The 14,461-nt window shown below is 73.2% G+C and carries 12 protein-coding genes and 1 pseudogene; 6 read left to right on the top strand and 7 right to left on the bottom strand.

Features of this window, described 5'->3' with window-relative positions; all coding sequences use genetic code 11:
* Positions 1-93: 93 nt before the first annotated feature.
* Positions 94-1,440, bottom strand: coding sequence for a sulfotransferase (locus LCE31_RS21970; protein ID WP_225016730.1), 1,347 nt, complete (start codon positions 1,438-1,440; stop codon positions 94-96).
* 682 nt (positions 1,441-2,122) lie between these two features.
* Positions 2,123-3,373 (bottom strand): FAD-dependent monooxygenase, encoded by a 1,251-nt coding sequence (locus LCE31_RS21965; protein WP_225016729.1) that lies wholly within the window; start codon positions 3,371-3,373, stop codon positions 2,123-2,125.
* A 77-nt stretch (positions 3,374-3,450) separates the two neighbouring features.
* Here LCE31_RS21965 and LCE31_RS21960 point away from each other — a divergent pair, with 77 nt between their 5' ends.
* Positions 3,451-4,011: a TetR/AcrR family transcriptional regulator C-terminal domain-containing protein gene (locus LCE31_RS21960; RefSeq protein WP_263632140.1), complete on the top strand. Its 561-nt coding sequence runs from the start codon at positions 3,451-3,453 to the stop codon at positions 4,009-4,011.
* Between the two features lie 222 nt (positions 4,012-4,233).
* Here the strand turns inward: LCE31_RS21960 and LCE31_RS21955 are convergent.
* Both LCE31_RS21955 and LCE31_RS21950 read right to left on the bottom strand, forming a co-directional pair.
* A pseudogene (locus LCE31_RS21955) lies at positions 4,234-4,458 on the bottom strand (helix-turn-helix domain-containing protein); the annotation flags it as partial.
* Complete coding sequence (locus LCE31_RS21950) at positions 4,458-5,042, bottom strand: DUF2975 domain-containing protein (RefSeq protein ID WP_225016727.1); 585 nt, start codon at positions 5,040-5,042, stop codon at positions 4,458-4,460. The gene LCE31_RS21950 and the pseudogene LCE31_RS21955, both read right to left, overlap by 1 nt.
* Positions 5,043-5,327: 285 nt before the next feature.
* On the opposite strand from LCE31_RS21950, the gene LCE31_RS21945 reads away from it, so the two are divergent.
* Together LCE31_RS21945 and LCE31_RS21940 are read left to right on the top strand one after the other, a co-directional pair.
* A complete protein-coding gene (locus tag LCE31_RS21945; protein ID WP_225016726.1) occupies positions 5,328-5,636 on the top strand; it encodes a CDGSH iron-sulfur domain-containing protein in 309 nt (102 codons plus the stop codon).
* Positions 5,633-6,649, top strand: coding sequence for an iron-containing redox enzyme family protein (locus LCE31_RS21940; protein ID WP_225016725.1), 1,017 nt, complete (start codon positions 5,633-5,635; stop codon positions 6,647-6,649). The genes LCE31_RS21945 and LCE31_RS21940 overlap by 4 nt, the downstream gene beginning before the upstream one ends.
* Before the next feature lie 102 nt (positions 6,650-6,751).
* Here LCE31_RS21940 and LCE31_RS21935 read toward each other — a convergent pair whose 3' ends face one another.
* The gene (locus LCE31_RS21935; protein WP_225016724.1) at positions 6,752-8,605 is read right to left on the bottom strand and encodes an arabinofuranosidase catalytic domain-containing protein; all 1,854 of its coding nucleotides are present in this window, start codon (positions 8,603-8,605) and stop codon (positions 6,752-6,754) included.
* Positions 8,606-9,132: 527 nt separating this feature from the next.
* On the opposite strand from LCE31_RS21935, the gene LCE31_RS21930 reads away from it, so the two are divergent.
* Both LCE31_RS21930 and arfA read left to right on the top strand, forming a co-directional pair.
* On the top strand, positions 9,133-10,239 hold the full coding sequence (locus tag LCE31_RS21930) for a LacI family DNA-binding transcriptional regulator (protein WP_225016723.1): 1,107 nt from the start codon (positions 9,133-9,135) through the stop codon (positions 10,237-10,239).
* A gap of 140 nt (positions 10,240-10,379) precedes the next feature.
* Positions 10,380-11,918: an arabinosylfuranosidase ArfA gene (arfA, locus tag LCE31_RS21925; RefSeq protein WP_225016722.1), complete on the top strand. Its 1,539-nt coding sequence runs from the start codon at positions 10,380-10,382 to the stop codon at positions 11,916-11,918.
* 227 nt (positions 11,919-12,145) lie between these two features.
* Here the strand turns inward: arfA and LCE31_RS21920 are convergent, their stop codons facing one another.
* Both LCE31_RS21920 and LCE31_RS21915 read right to left on the bottom strand, forming a co-directional pair.
* The gene (locus LCE31_RS21920; protein ID WP_225016721.1) at positions 12,146-12,454 is read right to left on the bottom strand and encodes a hypothetical protein; all 309 of its coding nucleotides are present in this window, start codon (positions 12,452-12,454) and stop codon (positions 12,146-12,148) included.
* A gap of 122 nt (positions 12,455-12,576) precedes the next feature.
* Positions 12,577-13,458: a helix-turn-helix domain-containing protein gene (locus LCE31_RS21915; protein ID WP_225016720.1), complete on the bottom strand. Its 882-nt coding sequence runs from the start codon at positions 13,456-13,458 to the stop codon at positions 12,577-12,579.
* Positions 13,459-13,603: 145 nt separating this feature from the next.
* Here LCE31_RS21915 and LCE31_RS21910 point away from each other — a divergent pair.
* Positions 13,604-14,461: alpha/beta fold hydrolase (locus LCE31_RS21910; protein WP_225016719.1), on the top strand; the 858-nt coding region annotated here is incomplete at its 3' end.

The following is a 14,461-nucleotide window of genomic DNA, read 5'->3' as shown; positions in this document are numbered from 1 at the left end:
TGGTCGCGGGGGTGTGGCCCGCACCGTCCGGCGGCGGGGCCGTGGAGCCGGGGCCCGGCTCGGGGGGGGCAGGCACGGGCGGGGGCGCGCCGGTCATGTCCAGGCCTCCTCGGCCGCCGGATCGTAGCCGAGCGCCCGTGCCACCTCGGCGACTTCCGGGCGCCTGACGGCGGGTCCGACGACCTCCGCACGCTCCCGCCAGCGTCCGGGCCGGGGCGCCCGGGTGGCCATGACCAGGGGCGCGGGACCGGGGTCCCCGTCCGGGCCGCCGGCCGGCAGCCCGGCGGCCTCCCGCACCCTGCGCAGCACCAGGGAACGCCCCTCGGCCCCCTCGGCGAGATCCTCGAACCGCACCCGTACGTGCGCGCGGATCGGCAGCGGCGGTTCGGGTGCGGAGAGCGCCGCGAGGACGTACCGGTGGGCCGACGCCCACTGGAAGGCGCAGACCTCGGCCAGCGGCCGGTGCGCGTAGCGCTGCCAGCCCGGGGGCAGGTCGAAGTTCCACCAGTGCCGGGTCCAGGGGGCGCCGGTGCGCGTGTAGCCCGGGATGGACAGCGGCTGCCCGAGGTCGGTGGCGCGGTGGGAGAAGAACCCGTTGCTCCGCCACCCGTCCCACAGCCCGTTCACCGAAGCCGCCGGATTGCGCGTCAGGTGGACGACCGTGAACCGCGCTGCGGGGAACATCCGCTTCAGCAGGGGCAGCCGGTACGCGTCGAGGGGGGCTTTGAGCAGCAGGGGGACGTGTCCGAGTTCGGCCGGGGCCGGCAGGCGGCCGGGCGCCGGGCACACGAACGGCGGCTCCTCCACGCAGAATCCCGGGCGGGGCGGCCCGTCGGGGCGGCGTGCGCGCGCGCGGGCGGGGACGTCGTGGTAGCCGGCGTCCACGCGGTGGCCCGCGGTGCGCAACCGGTCGATGACCCGCAGGAGGACGGCGCGGTGGTTCCCGTCGGACGTCGCGTCCGGCGGCAGTTCGCGTGCGGCGCACTGGAAGGCTTCGCAGAGTTCCTCGAACCCCAGCCCGATCTCGGGCCATTGGAGGGCGAGGCGCAGCGCGCTCAGAGCGGCGGCGGAGCGGTCCCCCGGGGCGACGCGCCCTCGTCCGACGCGCGCTTCGCCGAGCAGGGCGCGCGACACCTTGAGGGCCCGGTCGCCGTCCCCGTCGAGGTCCGCCGCCCCCCAGCGGTCGTCGCGCGCCGGAGCGGCGGGGGCGTCGATGCCGTGCAGCCGGTAGAACGGTACGTGTTCCCCGGCGAGCGACGCCATGTCGCCGCCGCGGGCGAGCAGTTCGTACAGGAGGCTGGACCCGCCCCGGGACCCGGAGAGCACGAGCAGAACGTGCCGCACGGCCGCCGGGTCGTCCAGCGGCGAGAGCGCCTCGCGGACCTTCAGCGCGTGGTCCCCGACCGTGGCGAGCCGGTCGAGCGCTTCGGCGGCGTCCACGGAGCCTCCCAGGAGAAGTCACAGAATCAAACAGGGGATGGGCTGACTGCCTGTACCGGTCCCCGGGCCCCGGGTGAGTGGCACGTGGTGCTCGTACGGCCCGCCCGTAGCGTCCGGCAGCCCTGACGGCTAAGGCAGGCAGGAGGGTCGGCGTGACGCGGGGAAGGCGAGGAGGGACAGGTCGGGTCATCGCGGGGTGACGGGCGGACGGACAGGCGCTGTTCGCTAACCGAGCACAATCAAACGAAACCAAACTGACGAGCCGATAAAACAGGTACGGCTTCGGCGCTGTCAACAGCGCTGCACGGACTGCTTCGGCGGCCCGGGCCGAACGGCCGCACAGCCGCGCGCCCCACCGGTGGCGGACGACCGGTCGCCGGCGCGCCTCCCCGGTGGCGGACGACCGGTCGCCGGCGCGCCTCCCTCCGGCTTCCGGTCGGGCACCGCGAGGAGCCCCGGAGGCGGCGCCATCGCGACGGCCGGCCGGCCGTCACCCCTCCCGCGTCCGGAGCGGGCCAAGGCCTTGTCTGACAAATAGCGCCGTCCGCCCGGAGGGCGGGGCCTGCGGCGTCTGGTGCGTGCTGTCGCAAGGCGGAGGATCGGCCTCGTACTGGACGTACTTGGCCGACTCCGACAACGCAGCGAGAGTGCGTGCCAGGCGTCGCGGGCCAAGCGGGATTTGTCAGACACGGCCAAGCGGCGCCGGGATGCCGGGGAGCCGCCAGTCTCCGCCGCGGTCCTCCTTCGCGTGGCGGGCGACGAAATCGGGGACGCGCAGGAAGCAGGCCAGCGCGGTGGCGGACCGGAAGGCGCCGATCGCGCTCCGGCTCACCGGCATGGCCAGCCGCAGCACGCGCGGATTCACCCGGGCCTGGATCTCGTCGACGAAGGGCCGCAGCACGGTCTCGTAGTTCGCCAGCGCGGCCGGCAGGTCGTCGGGGTGCCGGTTGATCTCGCCGGCCAGGACGTGGGCGCCGACCAGGCCGCCGGAGATTCCCATGCCGCTGTACGGGGAGGCGCAGTGCGCGGCGTCACCGGCCAGGACCACGCGGCCGCGGGACCAGGTGTCGGCGCGCACCTGGACGATCTCCTGGGAGTAGAAGAACGGGCTCCCCCTCATGCCCTCGACAAAGCGCTCGGTCTGCCATCCGGCGCCGCGGAACCTGCGGGCCCAGAACTCCTTCTGGCGCTCGACGGGTTGCTGATGGATCGCAGAGGCCTCCTCGGAGTCCTCCCGCATGGCGAAGTACACCTGTGTCTCGGTCGCGTTGTGGCTCCTGCGCATGATCTGGCGGCCGCCCGGGACCATGTACGTGTCCCGGATGTTGCTGTCGGAGGCGATCCGCGGGATGAACCAGTACGCCATGTGGATGCCGATCCGCCGGTACGGGTCGCAGCCTTCCGGGAGGATCGCCCGCCGGATGCGCGAGCCCTGCCCGTCGGCGCCGACCAGCAGGTCGAAGGTGCCGGACGTGCCGTCGGAGAAGTGTGCGACGACCTCGGGCCCGTCCTGCTCGAAGCCGTCCACACGCGTGCCGAAGACGTACTCGGCGTCGTCCTTCGTCGCGTCGTGGAGGATACGTACCAGGTCGCCCCGCATGATCTCGTACTCGGACGTCAGGGTCTGCCGGCCCTTTCCCGAGGTGTTGGCCATGATCGTCGCCCTGGCCCGGCCGCGGGCGTCGACGAACGCGACGCCCGCCTCGTCCACCAGCTGGCCGCGGACGGCGTCGAGCAGCCCCATGCGCCTGACTGCCTCGATGCCCTGGCCCCTGAGGTCGACCTGGGCCCCGGTGGCCCGCAGCGCCGGGAAGCGCTCGACGACGGTCACCCGGTGGCCGCCCCGGGCCAGCCAGAAGGCGAGGGCGGGCCCCGCGACCCCTCCACCGGCGACGAGTATCCGCAGGGACCGGGTTCTCGGGCCGAGCGCCATGCCGACCTCCAAAATCTATCGGTGAATGATTCCTTTCCACGGTCATCTATCGGCGATAGATTGTCAACGTGACAAAGATGAACCGCGAGACCGTCGTCGCAGCGGCGCTCGACCTGCTCGACGAGGTCGGCCTGGACACCGTCAGCACGAGGCGGCTGGCCAGGCGACTGGGCGTCGAGCAGCCTTCGCTGTACTGGTACTTCAAAACCAAGAGGGATCTCCTGGACGCCATGGCGGCAGCCGCCATGGCACCGCACGCGACCGCGCCGCTGCCGGCGCCGGACGACGACTGGCGCGACTGGTTCCTGGAGAACACGCGCAGCTTCCGGCGCACCCTGCTGATGCGCCGCGACGGCGCACGGCTGCACGCCGGCACGATCCCCACCGGAGACCTGGACCGGATTCGCCGCAAGATGGACTTCCTCGTCGCCTCCGGGGTGCCGGAACAGGACGCTCGGACGGCGATGCTCGCGGCCGGCCGCTTCACGGTCGGCAGCGTCCTGGAGGAACAGGCGGACACCGGCCCGCGCGAGGGCGCGGATCTTCCGCCCGGCATGCCGTCGATCGATCACGCGTCGGCGTTCGAGGGGGGCCTGGCCCTCATCCTGGACGGCCTGGCCCGCCACGCCGGGGCGTAGACCGTCCACCCCGGGGCGTGGTCTTCACTCGTCCGGGCAAGGAGGTCCGCGCACGTCGGCCGCGACGCACTCCGGAGACCGGGCGCGGCCCGGCGCACCCAGCCGGGCCGGCCCCGTCGCGGGCCGGACCTACTCGGCGCGGCCGGAGGAGTCGGCGGAATCGGCGGGGTCGGCGGAATCGGCGCGGCCAGCGGAATCGGCGGGGCCGGCGGAGCCGGCGGAATCGGCCGGATCGTGGGTGATCAGGTCTCCCGGCTGGCAGTGGAGGACCTCGCAGATCCTCGACAGCGTCGAGAAGCGGATGGCCTTGGCCCGCCCGTTCTTGAGCACGGACAGGTTGACGACGGTGATCCCCACCTGGGCGGACAGCTCGGTGAGCGTCATGCCGCGCTCGGCGAGAAGTCCGTCCAGGTGGACCCGGATCGCGTGGGGTTCCTCTTCCGGCATCAGATGGTCCCTTCGAGGTCCTCTCGCATCCGCACACCCTCGCGCATGATCTTCCCCATGATCACAGCGGCCAGGCCGGGAAGGATGAGCACCAGGGAGCCGGAGACCGTCGGGCCCGAACCCACGATCGGCGCCATGCTGCCGACCAGCCAGGACTGCGACCAACCGACGGCGAGGCCGGCCAGCGGCGTGCCCACGGCGACGAACCAGCCGAGGACGGTGAGCCGCCGGGAGACCGCTTCGGTGAACGGTCCACGCAGCAGCACGGCCCGCAGCAGCCGGGAGAAGAGCAGCAGCGCCAGGGAGGCGAAGAGCAGCCAGGGCAGTTCGCCCCCGAGGTCGGCGGCGCGCTGCCCCACGGAGGGACTGTTCTGGCAGAGGCGCGCGGCACTGCTCGACGACTCCACCCCCGCGCCGACCGGCAGATGGTCCGCCAGGGTCGCGTTGGCCCAGAAGCCCGTCCGCACGCACACCGCCCCGTCGTCGAGCATGTGCGTGACCCCCGTGCCGATGAAGGCGAGCGCGCTGAGTACGGCCAGCGCGAAGGCCACCGAGGCCAGAGTCCTCGTGAGTCGCGTGTTCATGGCACCCCTCCCCATCGATTTTCGATATGCCCGAGGCTAGCGGAGCATATCGATATTCGACAAGTCCGGGAGCGCGGGAAAGGCCGGCCCGGTCCTCGGGCCCCGGCCCGGAGGTGTGCGACGCGGCGCACGGGGCACTCGGGTCACGCCGATCACACTGGGTCGAAAAGGCGCCACGGCAAGCAGCCCGGCACTCCCGGACAGCGCAGCCCACCACTCCCGAGCAGCACGGCACACCCGTCACTCCCGGCACACCACATCGGCAGGCCCTCCCGGAGGTACTCCATGAACACTCCCCCCGAGGACGCCCACCGGGTCACGATCGACCCGGGCGGCCCCCTGGTGATGGAAGGACCGGTCGAGGTCACGCTCGATGACGGCTCCGTCGTCCGATCGGACCGCCCCGCCGTGGCGGTATGCACCTGCCGGCGCAGTCGCCGCTACCCGTGGTGCGACACCAGCCACCGGCGCCGCTCCCGGCAGCCGAGGGCCGGTGCGTCCGGCACACCGTCTCCCTCCCCATCACCGTCTCCGTCACCGTCACCGTCACCGTCACCGTCACCGTCACCGGCGGGGGGCGGGGGCGGGCGATGACGGTCGGTGACAGGGCGGGGTCGGCGCCGCCGCCCGAGCCCAGGGGGCCGCTGTCGGGCGCGGTGACCGGACTGCTGCGGCACGGCCACGGCGTACCGCCGGAGGCCCACCGACTGGCGGCGGAGGCCGACCCCTACGGCGACGACCTCCAACTCGCCCTGTACGTCTGCTACGAGCTGCACTACCGGGGCTTCGCGGGCGTCGACGACGAGTACGAGTGGGACCCCGACCTGCTTCGGCTGCGCGCGGCCATGGAGAGGGTGTTCCTCGGCGCCCTGCGGGACGACGCGGCCCAGCGGCTTCCCGCCGCGTCGGTCGACGAGGCGCTGGCCGGGCTCCTGGTGGAACCCGTCGGCGACGACGGCACGAGCGTGAGCCACCACCTGGCGCGCGAGGGCACACTCGGCCAGTTGCGGGAACACGCGGCGCTGCGCTCGGTCTACCACCTCAAGGAAGCCGACCCGCACCTGTGGGTGGTCCCCCGGCTGCGCGGGCGCGCCAAAGCCGCGATGGTGGCCGTGGAGTACGAGGAGTACGGCGCGGCGCGGGCCGGCCGGATGCACCAGTGCCTGTTCGCCGAGCTGATGAGCGACCTCGGCCTCGACGCTTCGTACGCCCACTACGTGCCGGCCTGCCCGGCGGAGATGCTCGCCGTGGCGAACCTCATGTCCTTGCTGGGCCTGCACCGTTCGCTGCGCGGTGCGCTGGTGGGTCACTACGCGACGATCGAAGTCACGTCGTCGCCCGGCTCGCGGCGGCTCGCCGACGCGATGCGCCGCACGGGGGCCGGCCCGGCGGCCGTCCGCTTCCACGACGAACACGTGGAGGCGGACGCGGTGCACGAACAGCTGATGCGGCACGAGGTGGTCGGCGGGCTGCTCGCGGACGAGCCGGACCTGGAGAAGGACGTGCTCTTCGGGATCGGCGCCACACTCCTCCTGGAAGACCGCTTCTCCGCACGCCTGTTGGCGGCGTGGCGCGCCGGAGAGAGCCCTCTGCGCGTGCCGCTGTAGGAGGAGACAGGACGTCGGTCGCGAGGGGTCCGACGGGCGCGACGGATGCGACGGGCGTACCGGGCGCGCCTCTGGGCCGCGCCCGGTACGTGGCCGCTCCGGTCAGCCCAGCGCGAACTTCTGCGCGCCGGTGCCGTTGCAGTCGTAGATCTGGAGCCTGGTGCCGTTGGCGGTCGCGCTGTTCGGGGCGTCGAGGCAGCGTCCCGACTGCGGGTTGAGCAGGGAGCCGTCGGCCTGCTGCACCCAGACCTGGCCGCCCGCGCTGTCGCAGTCCCAGAGCTGCACCTGGGAGTGCTGTGCGGTGCCGTTGCCGACGATGTCCAGGCAACGTCCCAGCGTCGTCAGCCTGTTGGTGGACGTGTGGGTCCAGTGCTGGTCGTGCGCGTAGGACTGGCAGTCCCACAGCTGTGCGGCGCTGCCGTTGCCGCCGACGTCGTCGCCGTCGATGTCCAGGCACTTCTTGGCCGGTCCCGTCACCGTGGAGCCGCCGTTGACGGTGAAGGCCTGGGCGGCGGTCCCGTTGCAGTCGTGGATCTGGAGCCGGGTGCCGTTGGCGGTCGCGCCGTTCGGTGTGTCGAGGCAGCGCCCCGACTGCGGGTTGAACAGCGAGCCGTCGTCCCGCTGCACCCACTTCTGCCCGCCGACCCCGTTGCAGTCGTAGAGCTCGACCTGCGTGTTCTGGGCGGTGCCGTTGCCGTTGATGTCCAGGCAGCGGCCCAGTGTGCGCAGCGAGCCGTCGGAGTCGTGGGTCCAGCGCTGGTCGGTGGAGCCGCTCTGGCAGTCCCACATCTGTACGGCCGCGGTCTTGCCGGCCACGTCGTCTCCGGTCACATCGACGCACTTGCCGCCCGGGGCGCTGATCGTCGACGGTGCGACCCCGGCGGTGTCGCCCGAGTAGCCGGCGGCCAGGATGCTCGTCTGGATGGAGTTGTCGGCGGCGTCGGAGGGGTAACCCGAGGTGATCGCGCCCTCGAAGAACGAGCCCATCCCCCTGTTGCTGTTGTCGCCCCCGGTGCCCAGCACGATCGAGCCCTCCTGGTGCATGGGCGCGTAACCCGGCGGCAGGGCGCCGTTCCACCAGGTCGTGAGGCCGCCGGACTGCGAGTCGCCGCCCTTGAGCGCGAAGGACGTCTGGCCGTTGTTCTTGAGCACCGCGGTGACGAAGGGGCTGGAGTTCCCGCCGTTGACGCTGTGGGGGTTGGTGTCCGCCTGGAAGATGCCGTTCTCCAGGTCGGCCTGGACCCATGGCCCGTCGCCCCGGCAGGGGTCGCACGCGTGGGCCAGGGACATGTTGAGCGCGTCCATGTGGCCGGCGCCGGTGTCGTTCTCCGCCGCCTCTACGTTGCCGAAGTCGAAGCAGCAGTCACGGTTGGCGTGCGTACCGCTGGCGACCATGTACATGCCTTCGGCCTGCCCGTTGGTCGCGACGCCCGAGCCGACGGGATGGCGGTATCCCACCCCCGGCGGGACGTAGACGCCGTACGCCGCGTGGCCGTTGACGGTGACCGGCAGCGCGTTGGCCAGGGCACCGACGTCCGCGGCCCCCGCGGTGCCCGCGCCCGCGACGGGCAGGTCGTTGTGGCGCGGCGACTGGTCGTAGATCTTGCTGATGAGGCAGGTGGAACCGTTGCAGAAGGCGTCCTGGGCCGCCGCGTCGGCGTAACCCCCGGGCGCGAGGAGCCCGATGTCGAGCGTGGCGCCGTCCTGCACACGGGAGACCTGGTAGAGGCTCCCGTCGTACGAGGTGTAGAGGGCGCGGACGGTGCTGTAGGCGCCCACGCAGGGCGTGCCCCCCGCGCTGTAGATGTCGCAGGGCAGGGAGGCGGCGGCGCTCGCGGGCCCTGTGGTGGCGAGGAGCAGGCCCGTCGTCAGGGCCAGGACCCCGCCGAGGGCGAGCAGGACACTGCGACAGCGCCGTAGTGCCGCGCGCCATCGGGCTGGTGGATGTTCGGTCATCGTCGACCCTTTCTCCGTGGGGAGTCAGGCGGTGCGTACGCCCGCGGCGGTGCCGCGGACCTACGGGTGCGCGGCGATGAGGCACCACGCACACGGGGCGGTGAGAAGCGGGCGATCTGCGAGGAGCGACGTACGACGAGCGATGAGCGGGCGAGCAGGTGCGCGGTCAGCGGTCAGCGGTCAGCGGTCACGTTGAGCGGACGCCGGGCGGCGTTCCGGCGCCGAGCCTTCTGCTCATACGATTCAGCGCTCCGAAGCTAGGGACGACCGGTCCTGCCGTCAACCCCTCATGAGAGTGAAACCACCCTGAAATAGGGGTGGTTCACGGGCTTGACGCGGTGCCAGTCGGCACCTAGCGTCCAAGTCGCTGAAACGTTGAAGCAACCGATCGCCTCCTGACCGGCTCCAGTTGGACCCCGGGCGGCTCTCCTGGGCGGCTCCTGGCCGGCCGCAGGCCGACCGTCGGCCGGAGAGGGACGGGGCGGGACGGGCACGGGCGGGAACCGGTCATCTGGAAGGGGTCGGCGATGACAGCGGGCAGGCGGGCCGGCGTCACACTCAAGGACGTGGCGACGGCCGTCGGCATCTCGCAGAGCGCGGTGTCCATGGCCCTGTCCGACCATCCCCGCATCAGCGAACCGAGGAAGCGGGCCGTGCGGGCCGCCGCGGCCCGGCTCGGCTACGTACCGAACTCCGCGGGGCGGGCGCTGCGCGCGGGCCGTGCGGAGTCCATCGCCATGGTCGTGCCCCAGACCGGCCGGCACGTCTTCGGCCACCCCTACTTCATGCACCTGCTGGTCGGGGTCACCGCCGAGGCCAACGCGCGGGACGCCGCGCTGATGGTGTCGACCAACCACGACGAGACCCACGGTGTGGCCGCCTACGAACGGGTACTGCGCTCGCAGGCCGCCTCCGGGGCCATCGTCGCCTCGGCCTCGGTCAGCGACCCGAACGTGAACCGCATGGTCGACGCGGCCCTGCCGGTGGTGCTCATCGGGCGGTTCCCGCACCTGCCGCACGCGGCGAGCGTCGGTGTCGACGAGGTCGCCGGAGCCGCCGCCGTCACCCGGCACCTCGTACGGGACCACGGCCTGACCCGTATCGCGCACATCAGCGGACCGCTCGACCACCAGACGGCGGTGGACCGCTACGAGGGCTTCCGCGGCGCGCTGGCCGCGTCGGGGCGGCCCTGCACCCACACCCTCGCGGTGGGCGACTTCAGCGAGGAGTCGGGGCGGGCGGGGGCCCGGCAGGTGCTGGACAGCATGGCCGACCTCCAGGCGGTCTTCGCCGCCAACGACGAGATGGCGTACGGCGCGATGCTGGAGATCCGGTCCCGCGGGCTGCGCGTTCCCGAGGACGTCGCGCTGGCCGGATACGACGACTTCGGCGTCTCCCGGCTGACCACCCCCGGCATCACCACCGTCCGCGTACCGGCGCGGGACCTCGGGCGCAGGGCCGCGGCCGTCCTGTTCGGCCTGCTCGACGGGGCGCCGCCCGAACCCCTGCACACCGTGCTGCCGTTCGACCTCGTGCTCCGCGAGTCCTGCGGAAGCCACCCCGTGCCGGGCGGCAGCGCGGAGTCCCCCACCGTCCCTCCCGCTCCGGAACGCGGGACGGGCGACTCCGTCTGACCGAGTACGCCCGTCCGCCTCCCCGGCCGACGGTCCGACCGTCCGTCCCCATGCCCGTCCGCCCGTCCCTCTGCCTCCTGGCCTGTCCCTCTGCCCGCCGCCCGTCCGCCCGTCTGCTCTGAGAGAATCCGGAGACAGGTGTGTTCACCTGCACCGCCACCATCGATCCCGCCTTCACCATCGCGCCGGTGCCGCCGCGCCTATTCGGGTCGTTCGTCGAGCACATGGGCCGCTGCGTCTACGGCGGGCTCTACGAGCCCGGCCATCCCGAGGCCGGCACGGACGGCCTGCGGCTCGACGTCGCCGCACTGACCCGGGAGCTGGGTGTCAGCACCGTGCGCTACCCCGGCGGCAACTTCGTCTCCGGCTACCGGTGGGAGGACGGCGTCGGCCCTCGCGAGGACCGCCGGGCGACCCTCGACCTGGCGTGGCGCTCCGTGGAGCCGAACACGTTCGGCCTCAACGAGTTCATGGCCTGGGCGCGCGAGACCGGCGTCGAGCCGATCATGGCCGTCAACCTCGGTACGCGAGGCGTCCAGGAAGCCTGCGATCTCCTGGAGTACACCAACTTCCCCGGCGGAACACGCTACTCGGACCTCCGGATCGCCCACGGCGTACGCGAGCCGCACCGCATCAGGACCTGGTGCCTGGGCAACGAGATGGACGGCCCCTGGCAGATCGGCCGGAAGACCGGCACCGCGTACGGGCGGCTGGCCGCGGAGACCGCCAAGGCGATGCGGCGCGTCGACCCGGCGATCGAGCTCGTCGCCTGCGGCAGTTCGAACGAACGCATGCCGACCTTCGGCACCTGGGAGGCCGAGGTACTGGACGAGGCGTACGACGTGGTCGACTACATATCCCTGCACGCCTACTTCGGGCAGCAGGGCGACGACCGGGTGGGCTTCCTCGCCTCCGCCCAGGTGATGGACTCCTTCATCGAGGGTGTCGTCGCGACCTGCGACCACGTCGCCGCCAAGCGGCGCTCCCGGCGCAGGCTGCGCCTGGCCTTCGACGAGTGGAACCTCTGGCACGAGGGCCGCTCCGCCGGCGAGGACCACCCGGAGTGGGCGCGCGCGCCGCGGCTGGTCGAGGAGGAGTACACCGCCGAGGACGCGGTCGTGCTGGGCAGCCTCCTGATGAGCCTGCTGCGGCACAGCGACCGGGTCGCCATCGCCTGCCTCGCCCAACTCGTCAACGTCATCGCGCCGATCAGGGCCGAGCCGGGCACCAGGGCCTGGCGCCAGAGCATCTTCCACCCCTTCGCGCTGACCGCCCGGCACGCCCGCGGCGAGGTCCTGCGGGTCGAGCCGGTCTCACCGGTGCTGCACTCACCCACGCTCGGCGACGTGGCCGCGGTCGACGTGACCGCCACCCGGGTCCCCGGGACGGGCGAGACCACGGTCTTCGCGGTCAACCGCGACGAGCGGCGAACGGCCGCCCTGGCAGTGCGGATGGCGGGCGAGGAACACGAGGTGGTCGAGCATGTCGTCCTCGGCGGGCGGGACCTCCTCGCGACGAACTCCGGGTCAGCACCGCACCGCGTCGAACCACGCGGCTCCGCCCGTCACCGCGTCGAGCCCGCCGGCCTGTCCGCCGAACTCCCCCCGGTCTCCTGGTCCATGATCCGCACGGCACCGCGGGCCACCGCGGCGGCGGCCCGGGAAGCCGCCGCGCACTGAACCGGCGGCCGTGTGACGGCCGGGCGGCCGGGGGAGCTGGGAGCCGCGCTCGCCCGGCGGCCGGGCGGCCAGGCGGCCAGGCCCGTCGGGACAGCCGGACCGAAGGGGCAGCCGGTCCGCCGAGCCGTCGGCCCGCCGGGCGGCCGAGGAGTTGGCGGGCCGAGCCGTCAGCCCGCCGGGCAGCCGCGCCACCCCGCGGACCGGGTCGGCGCTCGGCGGCTGAACCGTCACCCCTCCGCTGCGACCTCGCGGATCAGCGGCTCGAACTCCCGCCGTACGCAGTCGTCGACGGGCACCGTCAGCGCGCCGTCGAGCACCCGCCGCACCCCGTGCTCCGCCGCGAGCGCCTTGACCGCCTTACGGGAGTCCCCCTCCACTCCCCCGCCGATGATCAGCACGCCGAACTCCCCGGTCGCCAGCAGTTTCCCGGCCTCCTCGTCGGTACTCGTCCCCTCCGCGTCGAAGCCGTCCGCGCGCAGCGTGGCCAGCACCTCCGCCACCCTGGCGGGCATCCTTCCCAGTACAAGCGTCCTCATGGCCGTTCCTCTCCGGTACCGACATCGACGTCCCCCAGCATGGAGACTCAACCGCACTTGAGGTCAACCCCGGGGCGCCGGGCCCCCCGGTCTTCGCGGGCGGCCCGGGACCGGGTACGCGCTCACCGGTCGCCGTGTCCGGCGCGCCACCGGCTGGGCGGCGAGCCGGACTGGCGCTGGAAGAACGTGGTGAAGTTGGCGGCGTCCTCGAACCCGAGCCGCTCGGCGCAGCGGGCGACGGGCAGGTCGGTGTACGCGAGCAGACGCCGCGCTTCCAGCAGGAGCCGCTGGTCGAGGAACTGCTTCGCGCCGATGCCGGTCGCGGCGCGGACCGCGCGGGCCAGGGTGCGGGGGCTGTAGCCGAGCCCGCGCGCGTAGTCGGCGACGCGGTGCCGGTGGGCGAACTGCTCCTCGACGGCGGCACGGTAGCGGCGGAACACCGTACGGTCGCCGGCGGCCGTCCCGGCCCGCGGGGCGGGTTCTGGCGGCAGTGTCCGCAGCACCAGGGCAGCAAGCAGGTGCGCGAGGACGGGCGGTGACGCCAGGGCCGGACGCGCCACCGACATGGCGTGCTCGTGGCCCAGATGGTCGGCGGCGCGCAGGCCGAGTTCCCAGCGCGCCTCGTCCAGCCGCCAGGTGGTGGGTGCGAACGGGTCCTGGGCGGCTTCCACCGCGATGCCCGTCCCGGCCAGGAAGTCCTGTTCGAACAGGATGAGGGGCCCGTCCACTCCTTCGGCATCGGTCCAGCGGTGTACGACACCGGGCCGTACCCATACGACGCTCCGCTCGCGCAGCGCGTGGTCGACGAAGTCCGCCGTGTGCCGCCCGGCGCCGGAGCGCACCAGGGCGAGGACGTGGAAGTCCGGCCGCTGGAGCGCACCGCGCCCGTGCCCGGGGTCCATGGCCCGCAGCCGGTCGAAGCCGAGCACCTCGACGCCGAAGCCCGCGCTCGGCGGCGGCAGGTAGCGGACCTGCCGAACACCGGGCAGATGACCGTTTTCCACAAGAACCGCGCCCCTTTCGACCATGCGCCCCCGGGGTCGCAACCGTAGCGTGGAGAACGCAATCCCCGCTGTCCGGGAGCCGGTTTCCGCCCGCGCGGTCCGCTCCTCGTGCGGGTGTGCTTCCTCGGGAGGATCAACCATGACGATGGAATCGACAATCACCAGCGTTCCCGTGAGCGGGGGTGCGATCGACGTGTACAGGCAGGGCCACCGGGGCCCGGCCCTGGTGTTCGCGCACTACTGGGGCGGCTCGGCCGGCACCTGGGACGCGGTCGTGGCGAAGCTGCCGCCCGGCCGTGCGACGGTCCGCTTCGACCAGCGCGGGTGGGGTTCCTCGCGGGCGCTGCCCGGTCCGTACGGCCTCGACCAGCTCGCCGCGGACCTGCTCGCCGTCGTGGCGGGCCTCGCCCTCGACAGGTTCGTCCTCGTCGGGCACTCGATGGGCGGGAAGGTGTGCCAGCTCGCCGCCGCGCGGCAGCCGCGCGGTCTGGCGGGCATGGTGCTGGTTGCGCCCGCTCCGCCGCGCCCGCCCGCTGCCGTCACCCCGGAGTACCGGCGGTTCCTCGCGCACTCCTACGACTCGCCGGAAACCGTCTCGCAGGCGCTCGACCACGCGCTGACGGCCACGCGGCTCACGGACTCCGTCCGGGACGCCGTCGTGCGGGACAGCCTGGCGAGCGGCGTCGCGGCGCGGGAGGAGTGGCCCCTGCGGGGCATCGCGACGGACATCACGGACGCGGTCCGGGCCATCGGCGTCCCGGCCGTTCCCACCGCCGGCGCCGCCCCCTCTGCCGCCCCTCCCCTTCCGTCCGCTGCTTCCGTCCCTTCCGTTCCCGCCGCTGCTTCCGTCCCTTCCGTTCCCGCCGTCCCTTCCGTTCCCGCCGTCCCGGACCCCGCCGGGCCCGGGGTGGGGGGGTGGGGGGGGGGGGGGGGGGCCGCCGGCCTGACGCCCCGGGCCCGCGGACGGCGCGGACGTCCGCGCCTGCTGTACGGACGCCGGGGC

This window comes from Streptomyces sp. 8L (genome assembly GCF_020176795.1).
Taxonomy (GTDB): domain Bacteria; phylum Actinomycetota; class Actinomycetes; order Streptomycetales; family Streptomycetaceae; genus Streptomyces.
Note: the sequence above shows the minus strand (reverse complement) of the source record. Positions and strands in the feature narration are given on the sequence as shown.

What these genes read in the sequence shown, in the direction of transcription:
- LCE31_RS21965 (WP_225016729.1), bottom strand. Translation starts at nt 3,373, where the DNA reads ATGGCGCTCGGCCCGAGAACCCGGTCCCTGCGGATACTCGTCGCCGGT.
- LCE31_RS21960 (WP_263632140.1), top strand. Translation starts at nt 3,451, where the DNA reads ATGAACCGCGAGACCGTCGTCGCAGCGGCGCTCGACCTGCTCGACGAG.
- LCE31_RS21950 (WP_225016727.1), bottom strand. Translation starts at nt 5,042, where the DNA reads ATGAACACGCGACTCACGAGGACTCTGGCCTCGGTGGCCTTCGCGCTG.
- LCE31_RS21945 (WP_225016726.1), top strand. Translation starts at nt 5,328, where the DNA reads ATGAACACTCCCCCCGAGGACGCCCACCGGGTCACGATCGACCCGGGC.
- LCE31_RS21940 (WP_225016725.1), top strand. Translation starts at nt 5,633, where the DNA reads ATGACGGTCGGTGACAGGGCGGGGTCGGCGCCGCCGCCCGAGCCCAGG.
- LCE31_RS21935 (WP_225016724.1), bottom strand. Translation starts at nt 8,605, where the DNA reads ATGACCGAACATCCACCAGCCCGATGGCGCGCGGCACTACGGCGCTGT.
- LCE31_RS21930 (WP_225016723.1), top strand. Translation starts at nt 9,133, where the DNA reads ATGACAGCGGGCAGGCGGGCCGGCGTCACACTCAAGGACGTGGCGACG.
- LCE31_RS21920 (WP_225016721.1), bottom strand. Translation starts at nt 12,454, where the DNA reads ATGAGGACGCTTGTACTGGGAAGGATGCCCGCCAGGGTGGCGGAGGTG.